21 protein-coding genes are annotated in these 20,774 nt (G+C 69.2%); 6 read left to right on the top strand and 15 right to left on the bottom strand.

Annotated features, from left to right (window positions below):
- The first annotated feature begins 5 nt into the window (after nt 1-5).
- The 3 genes from ACWJI7_RS08370 (at nt 6) to ACWJI7_RS08360 (ending at nt 2,312) form a co-directional block, all read left to right on the top strand.
- A complete protein-coding gene (locus ACWJI7_RS08370) occupies nt 6-575 on the top strand; it encodes a CIA30 family protein (protein ID WP_479937028.1) in 570 nt (189 codons plus the stop codon).
- 4 nt (nt 576-579) lie between these two features.
- The gene (locus ACWJI7_RS08365) at nt 580-1,014 is read left to right on the top strand and encodes a hypothetical protein (RefSeq protein ID WP_479937026.1); all 435 of its coding nucleotides are present in this window, start codon (nt 580-582) and stop codon (nt 1,012-1,014) included.
- A gap of 170 nt (nt 1,015-1,184) precedes the next feature.
- On the top strand, nt 1,185-2,312 hold the full coding sequence (locus ACWJI7_RS08360) for a hypothetical protein (RefSeq protein WP_479937024.1): 1,128 nt from the start codon (nt 1,185-1,187) through the stop codon (nt 2,310-2,312).
- Here the strand turns inward: ACWJI7_RS08360 and ilvD are convergent.
- The 8 genes from ilvD to ACWJI7_RS08320 are packed head-to-tail and all read right to left on the bottom strand — an operon-like array spanning nt 2,303 to nt 10,149.
- Entirely contained in the window at nt 2,303-3,973 is a 1,671-nt protein-coding gene (gene ilvD / locus ACWJI7_RS08355; RefSeq protein WP_479937022.1) for a dihydroxy-acid dehydratase, read from the bottom strand. The two genes, ACWJI7_RS08360 and ilvD, sit on opposite strands and share 10 nt — an antisense overlap.
- Nucleotides 3,974-4,029: 56 nt before the next feature.
- On the bottom strand, nt 4,030-4,299 hold the full coding sequence (locus ACWJI7_RS08350; RefSeq protein ID WP_479937020.1) for a hypothetical protein: 270 nt from the start codon (nt 4,297-4,299) through the stop codon (nt 4,030-4,032).
- A gap of 32 nt (nt 4,300-4,331) precedes the next feature.
- Complete coding sequence (locus ACWJI7_RS08345; RefSeq protein WP_479937018.1) at nt 4,332-5,834, bottom strand: GMC oxidoreductase; 1,503 nt, start codon at nt 5,832-5,834, stop codon at nt 4,332-4,334.
- A complete protein-coding gene (locus ACWJI7_RS08340; RefSeq protein WP_479937226.1) occupies nt 5,831-6,418 on the bottom strand; it encodes a cytochrome c oxidase subunit 3 in 588 nt (195 codons plus the stop codon). The genes ACWJI7_RS08345 and ACWJI7_RS08340 overlap by 4 nt, the downstream gene beginning before the upstream one ends.
- Before the next feature lie 33 nt (nt 6,419-6,451).
- Nucleotides 6,452-8,143 carry a cytochrome c oxidase subunit I gene (locus tag ACWJI7_RS08335; protein WP_479937016.1) on the bottom strand — a complete coding sequence of 564 codons (1,692 nt, stop codon included), beginning with the start codon at nt 8,141-8,143 and terminating at the stop codon, nt 6,452-6,454.
- Between the two features lie 7 nt (nt 8,144-8,150).
- The gene (locus ACWJI7_RS08330; protein ID WP_479937014.1) at nt 8,151-9,080 is read right to left on the bottom strand and encodes a cytochrome c oxidase subunit II; all 930 of its coding nucleotides are present in this window, start codon (nt 9,078-9,080) and stop codon (nt 8,151-8,153) included.
- On the bottom strand, nt 9,077-9,652 hold the full coding sequence (locus tag ACWJI7_RS08325; protein ID WP_479937012.1) for a DUF2231 domain-containing protein: 576 nt from the start codon (nt 9,650-9,652) through the stop codon (nt 9,077-9,079). The genes ACWJI7_RS08330 and ACWJI7_RS08325 overlap by 4 nt, the downstream gene beginning before the upstream one ends.
- Nucleotides 9,652-10,149: a DUF2231 domain-containing protein gene (locus tag ACWJI7_RS08320; RefSeq protein ID WP_479937010.1), complete on the bottom strand. Its 498-nt coding sequence runs from the start codon at nt 10,147-10,149 to the stop codon at nt 9,652-9,654. The genes ACWJI7_RS08325 and ACWJI7_RS08320 overlap by 1 nt, the downstream gene beginning before the upstream one ends.
- Before the next feature lie 142 nt (nt 10,150-10,291).
- On the opposite strand from ACWJI7_RS08320, the gene ACWJI7_RS08315 reads away from it, so the two are divergent.
- Nucleotides 10,292-10,807, top strand: coding sequence for an HdeD family acid-resistance protein (locus ACWJI7_RS08315; RefSeq protein WP_479937008.1), 516 nt, complete (start codon nt 10,292-10,294; stop codon nt 10,805-10,807).
- On the opposite strand, the gene ACWJI7_RS08310 is transcribed toward ACWJI7_RS08315, so the two are convergent.
- The 4 genes from ACWJI7_RS08310 to ACWJI7_RS08295 all read right to left on the bottom strand — a co-directional run bounded on the left by ACWJI7_RS08310 (nt 10,791) and on the right by ACWJI7_RS08295 (nt 17,143).
- A complete protein-coding gene (locus ACWJI7_RS08310) occupies nt 10,791-10,937 on the bottom strand; it encodes a hypothetical protein (protein WP_479937006.1) in 147 nt (48 codons plus the stop codon). The two genes, ACWJI7_RS08315 and ACWJI7_RS08310, sit on opposite strands and share 17 nt — an antisense overlap.
- A gap of 30 nt (nt 10,938-10,967) precedes the next feature.
- The gene (gene ggt / locus ACWJI7_RS08305; protein ID WP_479937004.1) at nt 10,968-12,620 is read right to left on the bottom strand and encodes a gamma-glutamyltransferase; all 1,653 of its coding nucleotides are present in this window, start codon (nt 12,618-12,620) and stop codon (nt 10,968-10,970) included.
- Nucleotides 12,621-12,843: 223 nt separating this feature from the next.
- On the bottom strand, nt 12,844-16,662 hold the full coding sequence (locus ACWJI7_RS08300) for a hydantoinase B/oxoprolinase family protein (protein ID WP_479937224.1): 3,819 nt from the start codon (nt 16,660-16,662) through the stop codon (nt 12,844-12,846).
- On the bottom strand, nt 16,652-17,143 hold the full coding sequence (locus ACWJI7_RS08295) for a YajQ family cyclic di-GMP-binding protein (RefSeq protein WP_479937002.1): 492 nt from the start codon (nt 17,141-17,143) through the stop codon (nt 16,652-16,654). Before ACWJI7_RS08295 ends, ACWJI7_RS08300 begins: the two co-directional genes overlap by 11 nt.
- A 63-nt stretch (nt 17,144-17,206) precedes the next feature.
- On the opposite strand from ACWJI7_RS08295, the gene ACWJI7_RS08290 reads away from it, so the two are divergent.
- Entirely contained in the window at nt 17,207-17,638 is a 432-nt protein-coding gene (locus ACWJI7_RS08290; protein ID WP_479937000.1) for an MAPEG family protein, read from the top strand.
- A gap of 32 nt (nt 17,639-17,670) precedes the next feature.
- Here the strand turns inward: ACWJI7_RS08290 and ACWJI7_RS08285 are convergent, their stop codons facing one another.
- Nucleotides 17,671-18,579 (bottom strand): SPFH domain-containing protein, encoded by a 909-nt coding sequence (locus ACWJI7_RS08285; protein ID WP_479936998.1) that lies wholly within the window; start codon nt 18,577-18,579, stop codon nt 17,671-17,673.
- Nucleotides 18,580-18,637: 58 nt separating this feature from the next.
- On the opposite strand from ACWJI7_RS08285, the gene ACWJI7_RS08280 reads away from it, so the two are divergent.
- Nucleotides 18,638-19,102, top strand: coding sequence for an NfeD family protein (locus ACWJI7_RS08280; protein WP_479936996.1), 465 nt, complete (start codon nt 18,638-18,640; stop codon nt 19,100-19,102).
- Here the strand turns inward: ACWJI7_RS08280 and ACWJI7_RS08275 are convergent.
- The gene (locus ACWJI7_RS08275) at nt 19,080-19,592 is read right to left on the bottom strand and encodes an LOG family protein (protein WP_479936994.1); all 513 of its coding nucleotides are present in this window, start codon (nt 19,590-19,592) and stop codon (nt 19,080-19,082) included. The genes ACWJI7_RS08280 and ACWJI7_RS08275 overlap by 23 nt on opposite strands.
- Nucleotides 19,593-19,647: 55 nt before the next feature.
- The gene (locus tag ACWJI7_RS08270; RefSeq protein WP_479936992.1) at nt 19,648-20,742 is read right to left on the bottom strand and encodes a phosphotransacetylase family protein; all 1,095 of its coding nucleotides are present in this window, start codon (nt 20,740-20,742) and stop codon (nt 19,648-19,650) included.
- Between the last annotated feature and the right edge of the window lie 32 nt (nt 20,743-20,774).

Genomic DNA, 20,774 nt, shown 5'->3' with positions numbered 1-20,774 from the left:
CGCCGATGGATCTGGCCTCGATGGTGGCGCCGTTGCTGGTGGTGAGCGGGGATGGGTTCAGCGGCTGGCTCGCCCTGAACGACACGATCATGGGGGGCAGCAGCAGCGGCGTGTGCCGCAGCGGGCCCGATGGGCTCGTGCTGGAGGCGGAGGTGGTCGAGGCGGGAGGAGGCTTCGTGAGCTGCCGTTCGCCCCTGTTCTCGCCGCCCCTGGATCTGGGAGCGTATCGGGCCCTGCAGTTCGACCTGGGCGGCGACGGGCGCCGTTACAAACTGGCGGTGGCCTGCAGCGACGGGGTGGCGGGCCTGACTGAACTGATCCCCGGCGGGCTGCGCTGGGTGGCCGAGTTCCCCACCAGCCCTGACGGCCCGGCCACGGTCGAGATTCCCTTCGACGCCCTGCGGCCCTCGGTGCGGGCCCAGCCCCTGAGCCTGCCCCTGCTCCGCTTCGATGCCTGCCACATCACCCGGCTGCAGATTCTCCACTCGAAATTCGGCGACGACGGCCGCCCCAATCCCGGTTTCCGGCCGGGCCCGCTTCGCTTCGCTCTGGCGGCGATCCGGGCCGTGCCCTGAGGAAATGGAGAACCATCCCGATCGCTGGCCTGATCCCTCAGCCGACGAGGGCGCCTGGCCCCGGCTCTGCCAGCAGGCCGCCGCCGCCGCCGACCTCTGCCTGAGGCCGTTCACCCATGCGGCGGTGGCGCAACCGGAACTGCCCTCCTCCCCTGGTGGATCGACGGGGCTCAGCGACTGCGGCCTCAGGCTGCTGGCCCGGCGCGCCGATGGGGAACGCTCCCCAGCCGACGACATCGAGCTGGAGATCTACCGCAGTGGCGACGATCTCCACCTGATGCTGAGCTGGCCGGAGCTCCCCGAGCGCCCCCTGCTCTGGCAAGGCAATCATCCCGTCTGGATGGATGGCGACAGCGGCCTGCGCTGCGACCGTCCGGACACCGGCGCCCAGCTGGAGGCCCTGGCCCGACGTCTACGGGCACTCCTGGTGGGAGGCTGACTTCTGGCCCGGTGGCCGCCGCTGACGGGCGGACGATCCGCGATCGGCTGCCGGCCGCGGTCGGGTTGAGCAGGCCGGCTGTGACGCTCCGGCGGCTGGGATTCATGACCACGGCATCAAAAGCCGGGATGGATCTCCATAGACTCACCAAAACATGGCCCTGATCTGTCATGGATAACCCAGAGGTTCAGACCGGCTTCGTCACCCAGGCCGATCTCAAGTTGCTACGAGATCAGGTGGATCAACTCCAGGTGATCCTGACGGAGCCCCGCAAGCCCTGGTACCTGGAAGGTTCCACCCTCACGAGCGCTCTGGCGGTGCTGGTGGCGTTGATTTCCTTCTTCATCTCCTCTTATCAGGGCGACCAGAAGGAACTCAGAGAGAAGCGGGAGGAGTTTCGAAGTGTGCTTGAAAAGCTGGTGTCGATGAGCGAAGAAGTTGATAGGCTAAGGAGCGCTGACTTCGACACCCAAGAAGTGAGCCGAAGACTTGATTATCTTCACGACAGCAAAGATCTCTATCGTTCCTCCGCTGAAATGCTGGCCCAGGATCTGGGTCCAAACGTGCTGTTTGCGGAATATCTGATCATGGGGGACCAATTCCAAGAAGACAACAACCACCGCAAGGCGACTGAATACTATGAGAAAGCATTGGCTCCATTAATTAAGATGAAAACATGGAAGACGGATGCTGACCTGGTTGAGCAGAATCGTGCCTATAGAAGATTGGCCAGACTGCAGAACTCATTGCTACTCAAGAACGTGGCAAAAATGAATTACTACTTTGATTTAGCCATCCAAGCCGCCAAAGGGGAGGGCAATGATCTGATGAGGTTCACAGCTGGCGCCACCTACGAAGATTGGGCAGAGGCCGAGAGAAGATTGAAAAATTACAAAGAATCGCTGGTCAAGCTTGAACTGGCCGAACAGGAGTTTCTCAAGATGTCTGACGACGACCAGAACAAGCACCGATCTCTTGACCGCGTAAAGCTCCGAACTGGCTATACTTTGTTATCTATGGCAGATGCAGAAATAAACCGGGGAAACCACAAGAGCTCTTGGGAAAAACTCGCCCAGGCTGAGCAGGTATTTCTCAAAATTTCCGACTACATAGACAATAAAAAGCAGAAAGCTCTCGCTGAACTGAGGAGGTTGCGGAAGCTTGCGTCGCCCTGGACTTCGGCGTCACCGCCGACACTGGGCCCGGCGCCACTCTGGCGATCCCCTCTTCTCGATGATGCGATCAAGAATCTGGGCCGTGAGGTCCCTTCCAGTAGATCGAGTGGCACTCAGCCCTGATCGGTGACCGCCCCCAGGCTGCTGCTGCTCACCAGGCGGGCGTACTTACCGAGCACGCCGCTGCGGTAGCGGGGTTCGGGAGCCACCCAGTCGGCACGGCGCCGTTCCAGTTCGGCCGCTTCCACGTTCAGCTGAATCAGCAACCGGTGGGCATCCACGGTGATGCTGTCGCCCTCCTGAACCAGGGCGATCGTGCCGCCCACGGCGGCCTCGGGGGCGACATGACCCACCACCAACCCGTAGGAGCCGCCACTGAAGCGGCCATCGGTGATCAGCGCCACTGACTCGCCCAGCCCCTTGCCCACGATCGCGGCCGTGGGGGAGAGCATCTCACGCATGCCGGGACCGCCGACGGGCCCCTCGTAGCGCACCACCACCACATCGCCGGCGCCCACCGAGCCAGCCAAAATCGCCTCCAGGGCGCTTTCCTCGCTTTCGAACACGCGGGCCGGGCCGGTGATCACGGGAGTCTTCACGCCGCTGATCTTGGCCACCGCCCCCTCTTCCGCCAGGTTTCCCTTGAGGATGGCCAGGTGGCCCTTGGCGTAGAGCGGATTCGACAGGGGCCGGATCACGTCCTGCCCGGCCGGGGGCTCACTGGGCACATCCGCAAGCACCTCGAGCAGGGTGCGCCCCTCAATGGTGCCGCAATCGCCGTGCAACAGGCCGGCATCGAGCAGCAGCTTCATCACCTGCGGGATGCCGCCGGCCCGGTGCAGATCCACCGTCACGTAACGGCCGCTGGGCTTGAGGTCGCAGATCACCGGCACCCGCTGGCGGATGGTTTCGAAGTCGTCAATCGTGAGCGGCACCTCGGCGGTGCGAGCGATCGCCAGCAGGTGCAGCACCGAGTTGGTGGAGCCGCCGACGGCCATGATCACGCTGATCGCGTTTTCGATCGCCTCGCGGGTGATCAGGTCGCGGGGGCGGATGTTCGCCGCGATGGCGCGCACCAGCACCTCGGCCGACCGGGCAGCGCTCTCCGCCTTCTCCGGATCTTCGGCCGCCATGGTGGAGCTGCCCGGCAGGCTCAGGCCCATCGCCTCAAAGGCCGAGCTCATCGTGTTGGCGGTGAACATGCCACCGCAGCTGCCGGCGCCGGGGCAGGCGTTTTTCTCGATCGCCAGCAGCTCCTGCTCATCAATGCGGCCGCCGGAGAACTGGCCCACCGCCTCGAAGGCGCTCACCACGGTGAGATCGCAGGGGCCGAGCCGACCGGGCTTGATCGTGCCGCCATACACGAAGATCGACGGGATGTTCATGCGGGCCATCGCGAGCATGGCGCCAGGCATGTTCTTGTCGCAGCCGCCGATCGCCAGCAGCCCGTCCATGCTCTGGGCGTTGCAGGCGGTTTCGATCGAATCGGCGATCACCTCCCGGCTCACCAGGGAATACTTCATCCCCTCGGTGCCCATCGAGATGCCGTCGCTGACGGTGATCGTGCCGAAGGTCTGGGGCATGGCACCGGCCAGCCGGGCGGCCTCTTCGGCGCAGCGGGTCAGATCATTGAGGCCGATGTTGCAGGGCGTGATCGTGCTGTAGCCATTGGCGATGCCGAGGATCGGCTTGCTGAAATCCCCGTCGCCGAAGCCCACGGCCCGCAGCATGGCCCGGTTGGGAGAGCGCTGGACGCCCTGGGTGATGGCGGCGGAGCGAAGCATGAACCTGACGGGATCACAGAGCAGCAACCTACCGAGCGGTTGGTGACGGGCCGCCCTCAGCCCTCGGGGGCCAGGCTCTCGAGCTGGCGGCGCACGTCTTCGATGGCCCGGTTGAGGTCGTTGACCTTCTGCTCGAGTTCACCGTCGCGGCCTCCCGACTGGAGAGCGGAGAGGCTGAGCGGAAGGCGTGCGGTGATTCTCCCCAGGGTGAGGCGACGTTGGTCGGCGGCGCGGAGCAGCCACCAGGCCAGACCCGCGGCCCCCAGCACTGATCCGGCCAGGGCGCTGGCGAGAATGGCGCTGCCTGTGGCGCTGCGCTCGGCCATGGTGAGTTCTCCGGACAGCCTCGGGGAACAGCCTAGATCCGCTCCGCCAGGCGCAGGGCGTTGGCGATCACCGTAAGGCCGGGCGAGACCATGGGGCAACTGGGGAAGACGCTGGCATCGGCGATGGTCAGGTTGGCCAGGCCGTGGACCCGGCCGTGGCGGTCCACCACCGAGCTGGCCGGGTCATCCCCCATGCGGCAGGTGCCGCAGGCATGACCCAGCACCGCCAGGGGCGCTTCGCCCCGGGGATAGAAGGGGGCCGGGCGCACCTGGGGGGTGAGCGGATCGGCATCGACGGCTTTGAGCACGGAGAGCCAGCGGTAGACGAGGCGATCGTGGGGTTCCCGGTTGTTGGGTTCGTACTGGATGCTCAGGCGATCACCCCGCAGCTCGATGCGGTTGTCGGGATCGGGGAGCACCGGGCTCATCGCCCACCAGCAGATCGATCGCACCGCCAGCTGCTCCAGGGCCACGTTGGGCAGCAGCCGGGCCACCAGCGAGAGCACCGGCGGCGATTCGGCGAACTGGGCGTCCTGCAGCACCCCCCCACCGGTTTCGATGTGGCCGAGCGGAACACGGACGTTCTGATCGCCCCAGGCGAAGTCATTGATGCCGAGACTGCGGGGGAACCGGCCGCTGTGGGGCTCGCGGGCCAGCTGCAGGATGGCGGTGAGCTGGGGTTTCATCAGGTGGCGTCCCACCTGGCCCCAGCCGTTGGCCAGGCCATCGGGGTGGAGATCGCTGCGGGAGCGCAGCAGCAGGGCCGGAGTGTTGACCGCACCGGCGGCCAGCACCACCTGATCGCCGCGGAACAGCCAGCGCTGTCCGTCGATCTCGGCTTCCACCCCCTTCACCTCATGGCCGCTGGGATCCACATGCAGCTGGGTGACCCGGGCGTTGCGGATCAGGCGGGTACCGGCATGGCCCAAAGCTGGCTGGACACCGAACAGTTCGGCGTCGCCGCTGGGATCCTCGGGCAGGCCCGACCAGCTCAGCGGCAGGTCGTAGGGGTGGCAGCCCTGGCGCTCCAGCCCCTGGCGCAAGGGCTCGAAGAGGGGGTCGAGCGGCCGGGGGGGCTGGGGATAGGGGCCGCTGCGGGGGGGCTCCTGGGGGTCGACACCGGAGCGGCCATGGACGCGGTACAGGGCCTCGGCCCGGTCGTACCAGGGGGCCAGCTCGTCGTAGCTGAGCGGCCAGGCCGGGGCCACGCCCTCCTGCAGGGGCAGGCCCTCGAACTCCCGCGGCCACATCCGCTCGAGCACGCTCCCCCAGATCTTGGTGTTGCCCCCCAGGGCGTAGATGGTCTGGGGGGCGAACGGGTCGCCGTCGGGACCGAACCAGGATTCGCTGGGGTGGTAGCGGTCCTTGCGGAACAGGTCGACGCTGGCCACATTCTGATCGGCCAGGGCCATCGCCCCTCCCCGCTCCAGGAGCAGCACCGAACGGCCCCTGGCCGCGAGGGCCCCGGCCAGGGTGCCCCCACCGGCACCGGAGCCGATCACGATCACATCGTGGTGCTGGTCGTCGAGGATCATGACCAGGCGTAGAGCAGAAGAAAGAGCAGCACCCAGATCACATCCACGAAATGCCAGAACAGGGAGGTGGCGATCACCCCCTGCTCGCCCCCCGCATAGTTGCCGGGGCGGAAGGATCGGACCAGCATCAGGGCCATCAGCAGGATGCCGCTGAGCACATGCAGGCCGTGGAATCCGGTGAGCAGATAGAAGCAGCCGCCGAAACTGCCGCTGGTGATCCCGAACCCCAGGCTGCTCCACTCGCTCGCCTGGCCATAGAGAAACGTGCCCCCCATGGCCATGCTCAGCAGCCAGAAGGCGCGGAAACCCCAGAGCTGGCCCCGGGTGAGGCAGCGCTCCGCCAGGGCCACCGTGCCGCTGCTCGAGACCAGCACCAGCGTGTAGAGCAGTGGCGTGCGCCACTCCAGCCCCTCCACCCCGGGCGGCAGCCACTGCAGGGCGGAGAGCTTCAGCACCGCATAGCCACTGAAGAACGCCAGAAAGATGACGCTCTCGGAGCAGAGAAAGATGATGAAACCCGTCAGGCTGTGGCTGGTGTGGGCCGCGGCGGGTCCCCGCGGGGGGGAACCCGGCTGCGCCGGCATCGTGGCGTCGAGGGGGGAGGTGGCTGCCATGGCTCAGGCCTGCTGCAGGGCGCGTTCGATGGCAGCCTGGTGCTCCACCAGGGGCCGGCCGGTGCCGTAGCCGTAGGGGGGACTGATCACGGTGGGCACATGATCCTCGAAGTTCTCCGCCGGGGGTGGTGAGGGCAGCAGCCACTCCAGACCGATGGCGTTCCATGGATTGGCCGGCGCCTTGGGGCCCCGCACCCAGGAGCTGACCAGATTGAGCAGGAATGGAATGATCGACACCCCCAGCAGAAAGCCCCCAAGGCTCGCGATCACGTTCCAGAACGCAAACTCCGGGTCATAGGAGGAAACACGGCGCGGCATGCCCATCAGACCCAGGGGATGCATCGGAAAGAAATTGAGGTTGGTGCCGATGAAGGTGAGCAGAAAATGGAGCTTACCGAGGCCTTCGTAATACATGTGTCCGGTAAACTTAGGGAACCAGTGATAGATCGCGGCATAGACCCCCATGGTGGCAGCCCCATAGATGACGTAGTGGAAGTGTCCCACCACGAAATAGGTGTTGTTGACATGGATGTCGACGGGTACGGTGGCAAGCATGATCCCGGTCACACCGGCGAACACGAAGTTGAACAAGCCGCCGAGGGCAAACAACATGGCCGTGTCGAGCCGCAACTTGCCGCGCCAGAGGGTGGCCAGCCAGGCGAACACCTTGATGCCCGTGGGCACGGCGATCAGCATGGTGGTGACCATGAAGGCATCGCGCATCCACTGGGGGACACCGCTGGGGAACATGTGATGCACCCAGACGATCAGGCTGAGGCCCACGATCACCAGCGAGGCCCAGACCACGAAGACATAGCCGAACAGCGGTTTACGGGCATACACCGGAAAGAGTTCGGAAAACACCCCGAACACCGGCAGGATGATCACATACACCGCCGGGTGGGAATAGAACCAGAAGAAATGCTGGTAGAGCACCGGATCGCCGCCCCCTTCCGGCCGGTAGAAGGAGGTCCCCACCACCAGGTCAAACAGCAGCATCACCGCGCCGCCGGTGAGCGCCGGCAGCCCGATCAGCTGGATCGTCTGGGCCGAGAGGGCCGTCCAGCAGAAGACCGGCATCCGGAACAGGGTCATGCCGGGGGCCCGCATCCGCAGGATCGTGGTGACGAAATTGATCGCGCCCATGATTGAGGACACCCCCGAGAGGGCCACCGCCAGGATCCAGAGCGCCTCCCCGTTGATCCAGTGGCCGAGGGGGTTCTGCAGACTCACCGGCGGATAGGACCACCAGCCCGAGGAGGCCGGGCCGCCGGGCACCAGGAAGCTGGCCATCAGGATCACCCCGAAAACCGGCACCAGCCAGAAGGCCGCGGCATTGAGTCTGGGGAAGGCCATGTCGGGAGCACCGATCATGCAGGGAATGAGCAGGTTGTTGAGCCCGTTGAGAACCGGAAAGATGAACAGGAACAGCATGATCGTTCCGTGCATCGTGTAGAGGCCGTTGTAGACGGTGCGATCGACGAGATCTGCCGCTGGCGTGATCAGCTCACCTCGCATGATCATCGCCAGCAGGCCGCCCACCAGCAGGAAGAACAGAGCTGTGGCGATGTACTGGATACCGATCACCTTGGCGTCGGTGTTGAAGCTGAAGAAGCGCTTCCAGTTATCCGGAGCCCCCGGCACCGGATGGGGAGCCCTCAGGATGCGCGCGGAGACGCCGGCGGAGGAGGTCATGGGTGGATCAGCCGTCGTGGGGAAGGGTGTTGGAGCCGGGAACGTTCACCAGAGGCGCCGGAGCCGGCACCACGGTGGCGTATCCACTGCTGCGGCTGTCGCCGGAGCGCCGGGCGTGTTCCCCGACGGCATCACTGAGGCCCGGCTGGAGGGGCAGGGTCGCCGCCCGCCGCAGCCAGGCCTGGTAAGCCTCCTCGCTCTGCACCACCACATCCACCTGGTTGGCGGCGAACCAGGTGCCGCTGTACTCGGAATCCCGCAGGCGGTAGCGGCCCTCCCGGGTGGGGGTGAGAAAGAAGGGAATCGAGCGTCCGGGGATCACCTGCTGCTTGAGGCGGAAGGCCGGCACGTAGAACCCGTGGATCACGTCCTCGCTCTCCAGCTGCAGGGTCACCCGGCGCCCGAGCGGCAGGTGCAGTTCGGTGGAGGAGATCCCCGCCGCCGGATACCGGAACTCCCAGGACCACTGGCGGGCGATCACCTCCACCTCCGAGCGGGGCAGTGCTCCGGGGCTCGAGGACGGGGGGCGATCGCGGGCATGGGCATGGTCCATGGGCCCAATCAGGGCAATCTCGCGGTTGACCTGGATCGTGTAGACAGCGATCGCCATCACCAGCACCAGGGGAATCACGGTCCAGACGATCTCCAGGGTGGTGTTCCCCTCGATCGGCTCGGCGTCGCTGATGTCGTATTTCTCGGCGCGGTTGAACAGCACCACCCAGGCCAGCACCGAGACCACACCGGCGAAGACGAAGGTGGCCACGGCGGTTTCGAAGGCGAACAGCCCGTCCACCAGCGGGGCCGCCGAGGAGGCCTGCACCGGCAGCCAGCGGGGCACCTGGCTTTCCACCCAGAGACTCAACCCGACCAGCAGAGCGATCCAGAGGCCCAGCCCGACCAGCCGCCTGAGGGGAAATCGCCGGGGCGTGGCCGTCATGGCAGGGCCTCGCGCAGATCGGCCCCGGCGGCGAGCAGTTGGCTGGCCGTGACGTGGACGCCGAACTCCACGGCCAGCTGGGCGCCCAGGGTGCCGTGCCAGGCCATCAGAGCGAACAGAACCAGGCCGACGAGCAGGTAGCTCCACTGAACCTGCCGGCCCATCTCCCAGCGCCAGCGAAAGCGCTGGAACCCCCGCCACAGCGCCATCAGCACGATGGCGAAGAGCAACGCCACACCACCGGCCCCATGCCAGAGCATGGTGGCGGTGCTGCCCATGGCGAAGCTGCTGGTGACCCCGGGCAGGGGATCGGCCAGCTGCATCTCCACGAAGCCGGCGGCCACCGTGCCGAAGCTGATCAGGCTGCAGGCCAGCAGGTTGTACCAGCCCACGTCGTGCAGACCGGCCCGGGTGACGGGCAGTGCCAGGAAGCGGAAGAGGCGCTTCTCGAATGGGAAGAGGGCTCCGGCGATGTCGAAGGCGATGGCGATCACGAACAGCCCGATCGTGAGGTGCACCAGGTTGGGGTGGATCGGCAGCCGATAGGGCAGGCCGTTGGCACCGAACTCCATCAGACCAGACCTGCGCGCATCGCCTCCACCACCTTGACGGTGTGCAGGCCATAGACCCAGATCAGCTGGTTGCCGAGCACCACCTGCACCACCACCAGCACACTGAGCAGGCTGCCCGCTCCGAGGAAGGCGAGGGGCAGCTGGCGGGGATCACGGCTGCGGATGACATACCGCCAGGCGGTGAGCACCGAGAGCACCCCGGCCAGGACCCAGCCCAGGGTGCTGTGCAGGCTGAGGATGTCGCGGGAGGCGCCGTAGGGATTGGCCAGCCCGGCCTCCACCTGGCCGAAGATGATCGCGATGAAGATCGCCACCGTGGCGAAGAGCAGGTTCCAGAAGCTCACCTCATAGAGGGCCGGCTTGGCCGCCAGCCGGCCGATCAGATCGAAGACGAAGGCGATCAGCGCCATCGCGATCACGAAGTGAACGACGATCGGATGGATCGTGTCCATCCAGGGGAGGTTGCGGTCGTTGAGGGGGGGAAGAAGCTCGAGCATGGAACGGGTCCGGCCAGTCGCTCTGAACCTCACTCTGGTTCAGCCTGCGCCGCCGCCGGCCGTGACCGCGGCCCTGGTCAGGGAATCCCGTTCTGGGCGGAGCGGAGCGGCTGCCTACCCTGGGCCCAGCCGTGTCCCCCCCATGTCGATTCCCGCGTCCCGTCCCCTGCGCTGGCTGGCCGCCGGCCTGGTCTTCGCGGCGGCGGGGCTCTCGGTGGCCCTGCCGTTCGTTTCCGCCACCCTGCTCACGATCGCGATCGGCGGCGTGGCGATCGCCAGTGGCCTCTCCCAGCTGATCCGCCTCACCGGAGCCCAGGACGGTGGCGGCCGGATCTTCCGCGGTCTGAGCGGGGTGCTCTACCTGGCGGGAGGGGTATGGATCCTGATCGATCCGGTGATCAGCGAAGTGAGCCTGACCCTGTTCGTGGGTCTGCTGCTGGTCATCGAAGGGGTGATGGAGCTGGCCTCGGCCGCCGCCTCCAAGATTCCTGCCAAGGGTCTGGTGCTGGCCGACGGCATCATCACGGCCCTGCTGGGGGGCGTGCTGATCGCTGAATGGCCGAGTGACAGCCTCTGGGCCGTCGGCACCCTGTTCGGCGTCGCCCTGGCCTTCTCGGGGGTCAACCTCCTCACCGCCCCGCTCAGCCCCGACGCCTGACCAGCCAGGCGGCCCCCAGCAACGCCGAGAGCACCAGGCTGATCTCGATCAGACCGCCGCTCCAGAACCAGTCCTGCTGGGAGATGGTGGCGAGCGGGGCTGAAGGGAAGGCTGGTGAGGCGACGGGCACGGATCCGGAGGGGTGGAGTGATGCCCAGTCTCACTCGCCGGCCAGGGACGGTTCGGACCGCCTCGAATCCACCGCCCCGAGCGTCCCCCCACCGGGAATGGCCTCCAGCGAGTGGGCCGCCCCCATGGCGGCCGCCGGTCGCGTGCGGTGGCCCATCGCCTCCAGCAGCCGGAGGGTGTCCGGGCTGATCCCCTCCTCGACGGCCAGCTCATCGGGCCAGAGCTGGCTGTGAATCCGGCTGGCCGCCACGGCGGAGGCCAGGTTCAGACCGTGCTCGAGGCGGTTGAGCAGCACCTGGAGCACCGTGGTGATGATGCGGCTGCCACCCGGGCTGCCGGTGGCCAGCAGGGGCCCGCCCTCGCGATCGAGCACCAGGGTGGGGGCCATGGAGCTGAGCGGCTGCTTGAGCGGTGCGATGGCGTTGGCCTCCCCCTGCACCAGGCCGAAGGCATTGGGCGTCCCGGGCCGGGCGGTGAAATCGTCCATCTCGTTGTTGAGCAGGAAGCCGGCGCCGGGAACGCTGATTCCGTTGCCATAGGCGAAGTTGAGGGTGGTGGTGGTGGCCACCATCGTGCCGTCGCGGTCGATCACCGAGAGGTGGGTGGTGTTGAGGTTCTCCGCGGTGCCGCCGGCGGGGCGGGGCTGCAGTTCCCTGGCGGGCCGGTGCCGCCCGGGGAGGATCGAGCGGCGCAGGGTGGTGGCGTAGTCCGCGCTGAGCAGTCGCTCCAGAGGCAGCGTCACGAAGCGGGGATCCCCCAGCCAGCGGTTGCGATCGCGGTAGGCCAGGTTCATCGCTTCCGCCAGGCGATGCAGGCCGGCGGCACTGTTCCTCCCCAGCGCCGCCAGATCGAACCCTTCGAGAATGTTGAGCATCTGGATCAGGGTGACCCCGCCGGAGCTGGGCGGAGGCATGGCGATCACGGCGTGGCCACGCCAGTCACCCACCAGGGGGGCCTGGGGGCGGGCCCGGTAGCCGCGCAGATCCTCGGCGCTGATCAGCCCACCCCGGCGGCGCATCAGGGCCACCAGCCATTCTGCCACCGGTCCCGCGTAGAAGCCCGTCTCCCCCTCGTCGCGGATCCGGCGCAGGGTGGCGGCCAGGTCCGGCTGGCGGAGGCGGTCGCCGGGGCGGTAGGGCTCACCGCCGGGCCGGAAGAACAGCCGACGCGACTCGGGGTCGCTCCGGAGCATCGGCGCCGCCGCCGCCAGGGAGTCGGCCAGGGCCTTGCTCACCACCACGCCGTCGTCGGCCAGGCGGATCGCGGGGGCGATCAGGCGGTCCAGGGGAAGGCGGCCATAGTGGCGGTGGGCCAGCAGCAACCCTGCCACCGTGCCGGGCACACCGGTGCTGAGCAGGCTGCGGGTGGCCTTGCGGCGATCCACGCGGCCGCTGGCATCGAGCAGGAGATCGGTGCGCGCGGCGAGCGGCGCCCGTTCGCGGAAGTTGATCGTCACTGCCCGCCCCAGGCCCACCCGCCGTTCGCCCTCCCGCAGGGGGGCCCCGGGTGAGAGCCGCTCCGGCGTCCAGAGCACCAGAAACCCGCCGCCGCCGAGATTCCCCGCCTGCGGATGGGTGACCGCCAGGGCCAGGGAGGCGGCCACGGCCGCATCCACGGCGTTGCCCCCGTCCCGGAGCACGTCGCGGCCCACCCGGCTGGCCTCGACCTCCTGGCTGGCCACCATCCCCCCCGCCGACCAGGTGGGATGGAAGCGCTGACCAGCTTCCTGGAGGACGTTGGGGCCTGGGGACGGTGCCGCGGCAGGGGAGGGAGCGGATGGGAATGGGGGCGCGGGTGCGGGTACGGGTGCCGCCCAGGGGGGCGACGCCGGCAACACGGTGAGGCCGACCAGCCCCAACGCGCTCAGGGGGTGCCCCAGCCAGGGGCCCGTCCGGGATCTGGGCCGCTCAGATCGGGCCATAGCCGCCGCCCCCGGGGGTCTCGATGATCAGTCTGTCGCCCGGCTCCAGGTCCAGCTCAACGCTTCCCCCGAGCAGCCGTTCGTGGCCGGCGGCGCTGATCAGGCGGTTGCGGCCCGGCTGACCGGCGCCGCCGCCGGCGAGACCGAAGGGGGCCACCTGGCGGGAGCCGGAGAGGATCGCGGCGGTCAGCGGCGCCAGGAAGCGAAGCTCCCGCACCACCCCATCGCCGCCGCGCCAGCGGCCGCTCCCGCCACTGCCCCGCCGCAGGCCGAAGGATTCCAGCCGCACGGGGAAGCGCTCCTCGAGGATTTCCGGATCGGTGAGGCGGGAGTTGGTCATGTGGCACTGCACGGCCGAGGCCCCGGCGAATCCGCCACCGCCGAGGAAGCGCCCGGCGCCGCAGCCGCCGCAGATCGTTTCGTAGTACTGGTGGCGCGCATCGCCGAAGCTGAGGTTGTTCATGGTGCCCTGGGCCGCCGCCATCACGCCGAGGGCCCCGAACAGGGCGTTGGCGATCGCCTGGGAGGTTTCCACGTTGCCCGCCACCACGGCGGCCCCGGGCCCGGGGTGGAGCAGGGACCCGGGCGGCACCACCAGCTCCAGCGGGCGGAAGCAGCCGGCATTGAGGGGCACCTCCTCCCCCACCAGGCAGCGGAACACGTAGAGCACCACGGCCCGGGTGATCGCCAGGGGCGCGTTGCGGTTGCCGGCATCCTGGGGGGAGGTGCCGCTGAAGTCGATCACCGCCCGGCGGCCGGGCCGATCGAGGCGCACCGCCACCTCGATCACCAGACCGCCATCGAGGGGCAGGCGGAAGTGGCCGGGGGCGAGCTGGTCGATCACCCGCCGCACCACCTCGGCGCCGTTGTCCTGCACGTGGGCCATGAAGGCCCGCACGGTCCCCAGCCCCTCCCGTTCGGCCTGCGCCAGCAGCAACCGGGCGCCGAGCTGGTTGGCGGCCAGCTGGGCCTGCAGATCGGCCAGCAGCTGCTCGGGGTTCCGCACCGGCCAGGGGCCCGCCGCCAGGCGCTGCCGCCAGGGGCCCAGCAGCAGTGTCCCGTCCCGCAGCAGCGGCACGTTGTCGAGCAGCAGCCCCTCCTCTTCCAGCCGCCGGCTGAAGGGGGGCATTGAACCCGGGGTGATCCCGCCCACATCGGCGTGGTGGCCGCGGGAGGCCACGAAGAAATCGGGAGCGGAGCCGGAGCCCGGCGCGAACACCGGCGTGATCACAGTGAGATCGGGCAGGTGGGTGCCGCCGTGGGCGGGGTGATTGGCGACGATCCCGTCGCCGGGACGCAGGGGCGGGTGCTCCCCCCGCCGCACCGCGGAGAGCAGGCCGGTAACGCTGGCCCCCATCGAGCCCAGGTGCACGGGAATGTGGGGCGCATTGGCCACCAGCTCCCCGGCGGCGTCAAAGACGGCGCAGGAGAAATCGAGGCGCTCGCGGATGTTCACCGAGCGGGCGCTCTGCTGCAGCCGCACCCCCATCTGCTCGGCCACGGCGCTGAAGCGATGGTGGAACAGCTCCAGGCTGACCGGATCCACCGCTTCTGCCGCGGCGGCTCGGCTGGCCCCGGCGCCCTCGGCTGGCCCCGGGGCGAGATCTGGCCTGGGGTCTTCTTTCCCATGGTCTGGAGCTTGGGCTGTATCGGGGTCTGCATCCGGGACCGGGGCCGCCGGGTCGTCGCAGGTCGCCAGCAGCAGGCCGCCCGCCTGCAGGGCCGCCGACCAGCCCGGGGCCAGCACCAGGGTGCCGGTGGCCTCCACCACCAGGGCGGGTCCCCGGAGCCGCGCCCTCTCCGCCAGATCCCCACGGCGGTGCAGGGGAACCCGGCGCCAGCGCCCCCCCCAGTGGAGCGGCACGGTTGGATCCTGTGGCTGCACCGGGGCGGCGGTCTGCCGGGTCGGTGGGGCGAAGGCCGCCGGATCGGGCCCCGGTGCCACCAGCTCCACGAGCAGCCACTCCACCACCAGCGCCGGGCCCGCCGGCCCATCAGCCTCCGGTCCATCGGCTTCCGGCCCGTGGCCGAAGCGTTGGCGGTGGGCCCGCGCGAAGGCATGCTCCAGTGCCGGCGCGTCCGCCAGCGGCAACGACAGGGTGAGCTCACTGGCGGGGAGCCGCACCCCGACGCTCAGTTCCACCGCGAGCGGGGGGGCACCGCCGGGACCTTCGAGCCCGGCCAGGGCGCTGGAGCCCTCCGCCACCAGGGCGGCGGCCCGCTGCCGCAGCCGCGCCACCAGCGCTGCATCGAGGGGTTCGCGCACCACCTCCTCCCGCAGCAGGCGCTGGTCGGCCAGGCCGATCCCATAGGCCGAGAGCACCCCGGCCAGGGGATGGAGCAGCAGCCGGCGCAGGCCCAGCCGCTCGGCCAGGGCGCAGGCATGCTGGCCGCCGGCGCCGCCGTAGCAGACCAGGGTGGCGCCGCGGATGTCATGGCCGCGCTGGATCGAGATCCGCCGGATCGCCTCGGCCATCCGGTCGATCGCGATCGCCAGGGCCCCTTCGGCCAGGGATTCGACCGAGCGGGGCCGACCCGTCGCCAGGGCCACGCGCGCGGCCAACGTTTCAAACAGCTGCGCCACCACCTCCGGATCGGGGCCCTGATCGCCGCTCGCACCGAACACCGCCGGCAAGGTCTCCGGCTGGAGGCGGCCCAGCAGCAGGTTGGCGTCGGTGATCGTCAGGGGCCCGCCGCGGCGGTAGCAGGCCGGCCCGGGGTCGGCCCCGGCCGAGGCCGGGCCCACCTGCAGCCGCCGGCCATCGAAGTGGATCAGCGAGCCCCCGCCGGCCGCCACGGTGTGGATCGGCAGCCTTTCGGCCTGCAGGCTGAGGCCGGCGATCTCGGTGGTCTCGCTCCGCTCCCAGCCGCCGCCGCGCTCGGCGGCTTCGGCGTGAAACACATCGGTGGAGGTGCCGCCCATGTCGAAACCGACGATCGGCGTGGCCCCGCCGGTCAGCTTGACGGCCGCCACCATGCCGCCGGCCGGGCCGGAGAGAATCGTGTCCTTGGCGTGGAGCAGCTCCGGGGCGATCAGCCCCCCGCTCGACTGCATCACCCGCAGGCGGCAGTGGGGTCCCAGCTCGGCCCGCAACCGCCCCAGATAGGCCGCCAGCGCCGGGGCGACGCAGGCCTCCGCCACGGCGGTCTGGGCGCGGGGAACCAGCCGGGGCCGCAGGCCCACCCGGTGGGAGAGCACCACCGGATCGAAGCCGAAGCGCTCCAGCCAGGCGCCCAGCTGCCGCTCATGCCGGGGGTGCCGGGCGCCATGGAGCAGGGCGACGGCGCAGCTGCTCAGGCCTTCGGCCCGGGCCTCCCGGATCGCGTCCTCCAGCCCCAGATCGAGATCCAGTGGCGTGAGTTCGCGGCCATCGGCCGCCAGCCGTCCCCCCACCTCCAGCACGCGCCGGTATAGGGGGGGCGGCCGCGCGATGCACAGGGCGAACAGATCGGGGCGGTGCTGATCGCCGATCCAGACCGCGTCGGCGAAGCCCCGGGTGATCAGCAGCAGGGTGGGGGCGCCCCGGCCCTCCAGCAGGGTATTGGTGGCCACGGTGGTGCCCAGGCGCACCTCGCCCACGGCGCCCGGCGGCAGGGGCCGGCCGGGATCCACCCCCAGCAGGCCGCGGATGGCGGCCACGGCGGGATCTCCCGGTTGTCCCGGCTGCTCGGAGAGCACCTTGCGCACCACCAGGGCGCCGCCCGGGTCACGCCCGACCAGATCGGTGAAGGTGCCGCCCCGGTCGATCCAGAAGTGCCAGCCGCCGCCCGGAGCCGCCCGGGGGGCGCGGGACTCAGCGGTAATTCTCAAACTGCAACGGCAGCTCCAGGTCTTCGGCGCGCAGCAGCTGGATCACCTGCTGGAGGTCGTCCTTGTTCTTGCCGGTCACCCGCAGGCTCTCCCCCTGGATGGCCACCGTCACCTTCTTGATCTGATCCCGCACGGTCTTGGAGAGCTTCTTGGCCAGCTCCTGGCTGAGGCCCTTGCGCAGCTTCACCACCTGCTGGACGCGGTTTCCGCCGACGGCCTCGGCGGTCTGGAAATCGAAGATCTTCAGCGACAGCTCCCGCTTGGTGGCCTTCTGGCGCAGCACGTCGGCCACCGCTTCGAGGGTCATGTCGCTGGCGGTGGTGATCGTCAGGCTGTCCTCCTCCAGGGTGATCTCGGTCCTGGAGTCCTTGAGGTCGTAGCGCTGGCCCACCTCCCGGCGCAGCTGATCCACGGCGTTCACCAGCTCCTGGCGGTCGAAGTCGGAGACCACATCGAAGGAGTAGGTATCGGCCATGGGCGGTGCCGGGCGGTGGAGGGTGGCTGAATCCTAGAAAAGGGTCCCGGCCGCGCCCCGACCATGCCCTCTGCCCTGACCGCCGCGGCCCCCGCCCTGGCCTGGTCCCTGCTGCTCTCGGGCGCGGTGGTGCTCCTCAGCCTGGTGCCCCTGGGGGCCGGGCGGGCCAGCGCCGATTTCACTCCGGCCGATCTGGCCGCTCCGCGGGCGATGTTCGAACGGCTGCCGGCCTGGGGCCAGCGGGCCAGCTGGGCGCACCAGAACAGCTTCGAAGCCTTCACCCTCCACGCCCCGGCCTGCCTCCTCTGCTTGCAGGCCGGGGCCGCGGGCACCGCTGTGCTGGTGGCCGCCTGGCTGCAGCCGGTGCTGCGGCTGCTCTACATCGCCGCCTATGTGGCCGACCAGCCCCTGCTGCGCAGCCTCTGCTGGGCCGGGGCCCTGCTCTGCACGGCCACGCTCTACCTGGCCGGACTGGGGGCCGTGCTGGCCCGCTGATTCGGCCCTGATCCTTCCGGCGGGCACAGCCCTCAGCCCCTCTGCAGACCCCGCAGGGCGGTGAGCAACGCCGCCGGGCTCTGGGGATCCACCATGAGCACACTGCCGCCGGGGGCCTTGCCGAGTTCCTCACCCATCTGCATCCAGTCCTGGGCGAGCAGCAGCCGAAGGGCCTCCGAGCCCGACGGACTGGAGTCGATCAGCCGGGCCAGCTCAGCGGCGGCCCGGCCCCGGGCCAGGGCCAGCATCTCCTGCTGCTTGGCCTGGGCCTCGGCGTCGAGCAGGAGGGCCTCCTGCTGGGCCCTGGCATCAAGCACCAGCGCCTCGGCCCGGCCCTTGGCGGCATTCACATCCGATTCCCGCTGGCCTTCCGAACGCAGCACGGCCGCCCGCTTCTCCCGCTCGGCGCTCATCTGCATCTCCATCGCCTGCTGGACCCCGGGGGAGGGCATGATGTCGCGCAATTCCACCCGGGTCACCTTCACCCCCCAGGGATCGGTGGCCTGGTCGAGCTCCCGCAGCAGCATCTCGTTGACGTCCTGGCGGGTGGTGAAGGTCTGGTCGAGATCGAGCTTGCCCATCTCGGCCCGGATCTGGGTGAGCACCAGATTCACCATCGCCGCCTGCAGATCATCGACGGCGTAGTGGGCCTTGGCGTGCTCGAGCAGCTGCCAGTACACCACCGCATCCACGGTGATCGAGACGTTGTCGCGGGTGATGCACTGCTGGGGAGGGATGTCGAGCACCCGCTCCTTCATGGACTGGTTGCTGACCACCCGCTCCACGGCGGGCAGCACGAAGGAGAGGCCGGGCTGCAGTTCCCGGTCGTAGCGGCCCAGCCGCTCCACCAGCAGGGAACGGCCGCCGCTGGTGACCTTGACCCCGCTGAATCCCAGCAGGGCCAGCACCACGAGGGCAGGAATCGAGAGGACACCGTCCATGGAAAGGGGCGGTCAGCCGCAGACTGGATCCATTCTCCCCCATCCCCCGGAGACGACGATGCACCCCTTGATCTGGCTGGCCGGAGCCGGGGCGCTGCTGCTGCTTGAGCTGGTGGGTCCAGGGTTCGACGGACTGCTGATCGGGGCCGTCTCCGCCCTGCTGCTCTCAGCCCTCACCGCCCTGCTGCCGCCGCTGCCGGCCGTGGGCCAGGCGCTGCTGTTCCTGCTGCTGGCCGCCGGCGGCTATGCCGTGCTGCGGCGCTGGGGGCGGCGGGGGCGGCCCCAGCCCGAGGCCCTCAGCAGCCCCGGCAGTGAACGGGCCGAGGTGATCGAACCCTTTGATCAGCTCGGACGGGGCCGGGTGCGCTGGCAGGGCCAGAGCTGGTCGGCCGAACTGCTGGAGGGAGGCGCTGATCCGTCCCTGGCGAGCGGCACGGAGGTGATCGTGCTGCGCCGGGTGGGCACCCACCTGGAGGTGCTGCCTCCCGACTGGGCGTCGCTCAGTCGAAGAACATCAGGCTGACCACCTTGCCCATGTCCTCGGCGGTGCGGCAGCTGGAGAGCAGCGTCTCGCTGTCGTGGAAGGCGTAGCAGATCAGCTGGTCGCAGCGGCCGATGATCTCCTGGTTGCAGAGGCTGCTGGCCATCGGCAGAGGCAGCTCATCGTGCTCGGGCTTCTCGACCAGATGCAGCACCCGCTCGAGCTGGTCGCGCGACTCGCTGGGCTGGCGGTCCAGGCTCTGGGGCAGGAGCACGGTGAGCCGGGCTGGTTCGACGCTCAGCACGCTGCGGATGACCGCCGCGTTGACGCCCTGGGATCCCGAGGTGATCAGGTTATGGCCCTCCTGGGCCAGGGAGCGGGCCACCAGTTCCACCAGGTGGATGGACACCACGGGCACATGGCGGCTGCCGAGGATGGCGATCCTGCGTTTGCCCGTGTCCTGAAGGAGAGCGAGCTCCTGGGCGAGGGTGTCGATCCGGTCGAGGGCCGGCAGATCAAGGGACCGGGTCACCTCGTACGTGCATCCGTTTGAGCGAAACTAGCAGCGCCCTTATGGGGCAAGCCGATCAGACCGTCTTCAGCAGTTGGAGACGCTCGAGGAGGCGATCGAAGCGGCAGTGCTCCTCCACCAGACGGATGGCGTAGGTGGCCTTGACCGATTCGTGCAGGCGCACATGGCCGAAGGCCCGCTCGATCACCTCCACGGTGCTGAGGGTGTCGTGCTCCACCTTCAACAGGGGCACATCCAGCTCCTCGGCGCGGTGGATCAGCTGGGGCAGGGGCTCGCCGGCGCCGGTGAGGATCAAACACTGGGTGGAGGCCTCCAGAGCCGCCAGCTGGATGTCGGTGCGGTCGGCGCCGGTGACGACGGCCATGTTGCGGCGCCGGCGAAAGAACTCCATGGCGGAATTCACGTTCATCGCTCCGATCGAGAGCGTCTCCACCAGCAGATCGAGCCGCTCCGGGCAGCAGAGCACCCGCGCCTCCAGCCGCTCCACCAGCTCCTCCACCGTGACGCTGCGCAGCAGGGGACTGCGCGGCAGCACGCCGTAGACCGGCAGACCGAGGCGCTCCAGCGCTGGCACCAGCTCGGAGCGCAGGGCCGCCACCGCATCGGGATCCACGGCGTTGAGCACCACTCCCGCCAGCTGATCACCGAGCTGGGCCTGGGCCTGCAGCAACGGATCAACGCTGCGGCTGTCGTCCCAGGCGTGCACCAGCACCACCGGCGCCTGCAGGGCGGTGGCCAGCTGGGCCAGGCTCAGGCCGTACAGCCTCCCCTCGCTGAGGCTGCCGGCCGCCTCCAGCACGGTCAGGCCGTCGGGGTAGGCCGCCAGTTGGGCCCGAAAGCGCTCGAAGCCCTCCCCGGGCAGCAGGTCACCCTCCAGCAGGCGGATCTGGGCCGTGGAGGCTTCCAGCAGATGCAGGGACGGCAGCAGCTGCTCGGCCGGCAGACCAAGGATGCCGCCGACAAACCGCACGTCATCGTCGAGCCGTTCACCGGTCTCGCCGGCCTGGGCGGCGGCGCGCATGCTGGTGGCCAGCGGCTTGCCGAAGCGCACCGGGCAACCGAGCTGGGTCAGCTGTCGGGTCAGGCCGAGCACCAGGGCGGACTTGCCGCTGAAGGGATCGCAGGATCCGATCAGCAGGGTGGTGCTCATGAATCGACCTCTGGGAGGGGGCTCCGGGTCGT

It is taken from the genome of Cryptocyanus atlanticus LEGE 06306, assembly GCF_056633155.1.
Note: the sequence above shows the minus strand (reverse complement) of the source record. Positions and strands in the feature narration are given on the sequence as shown.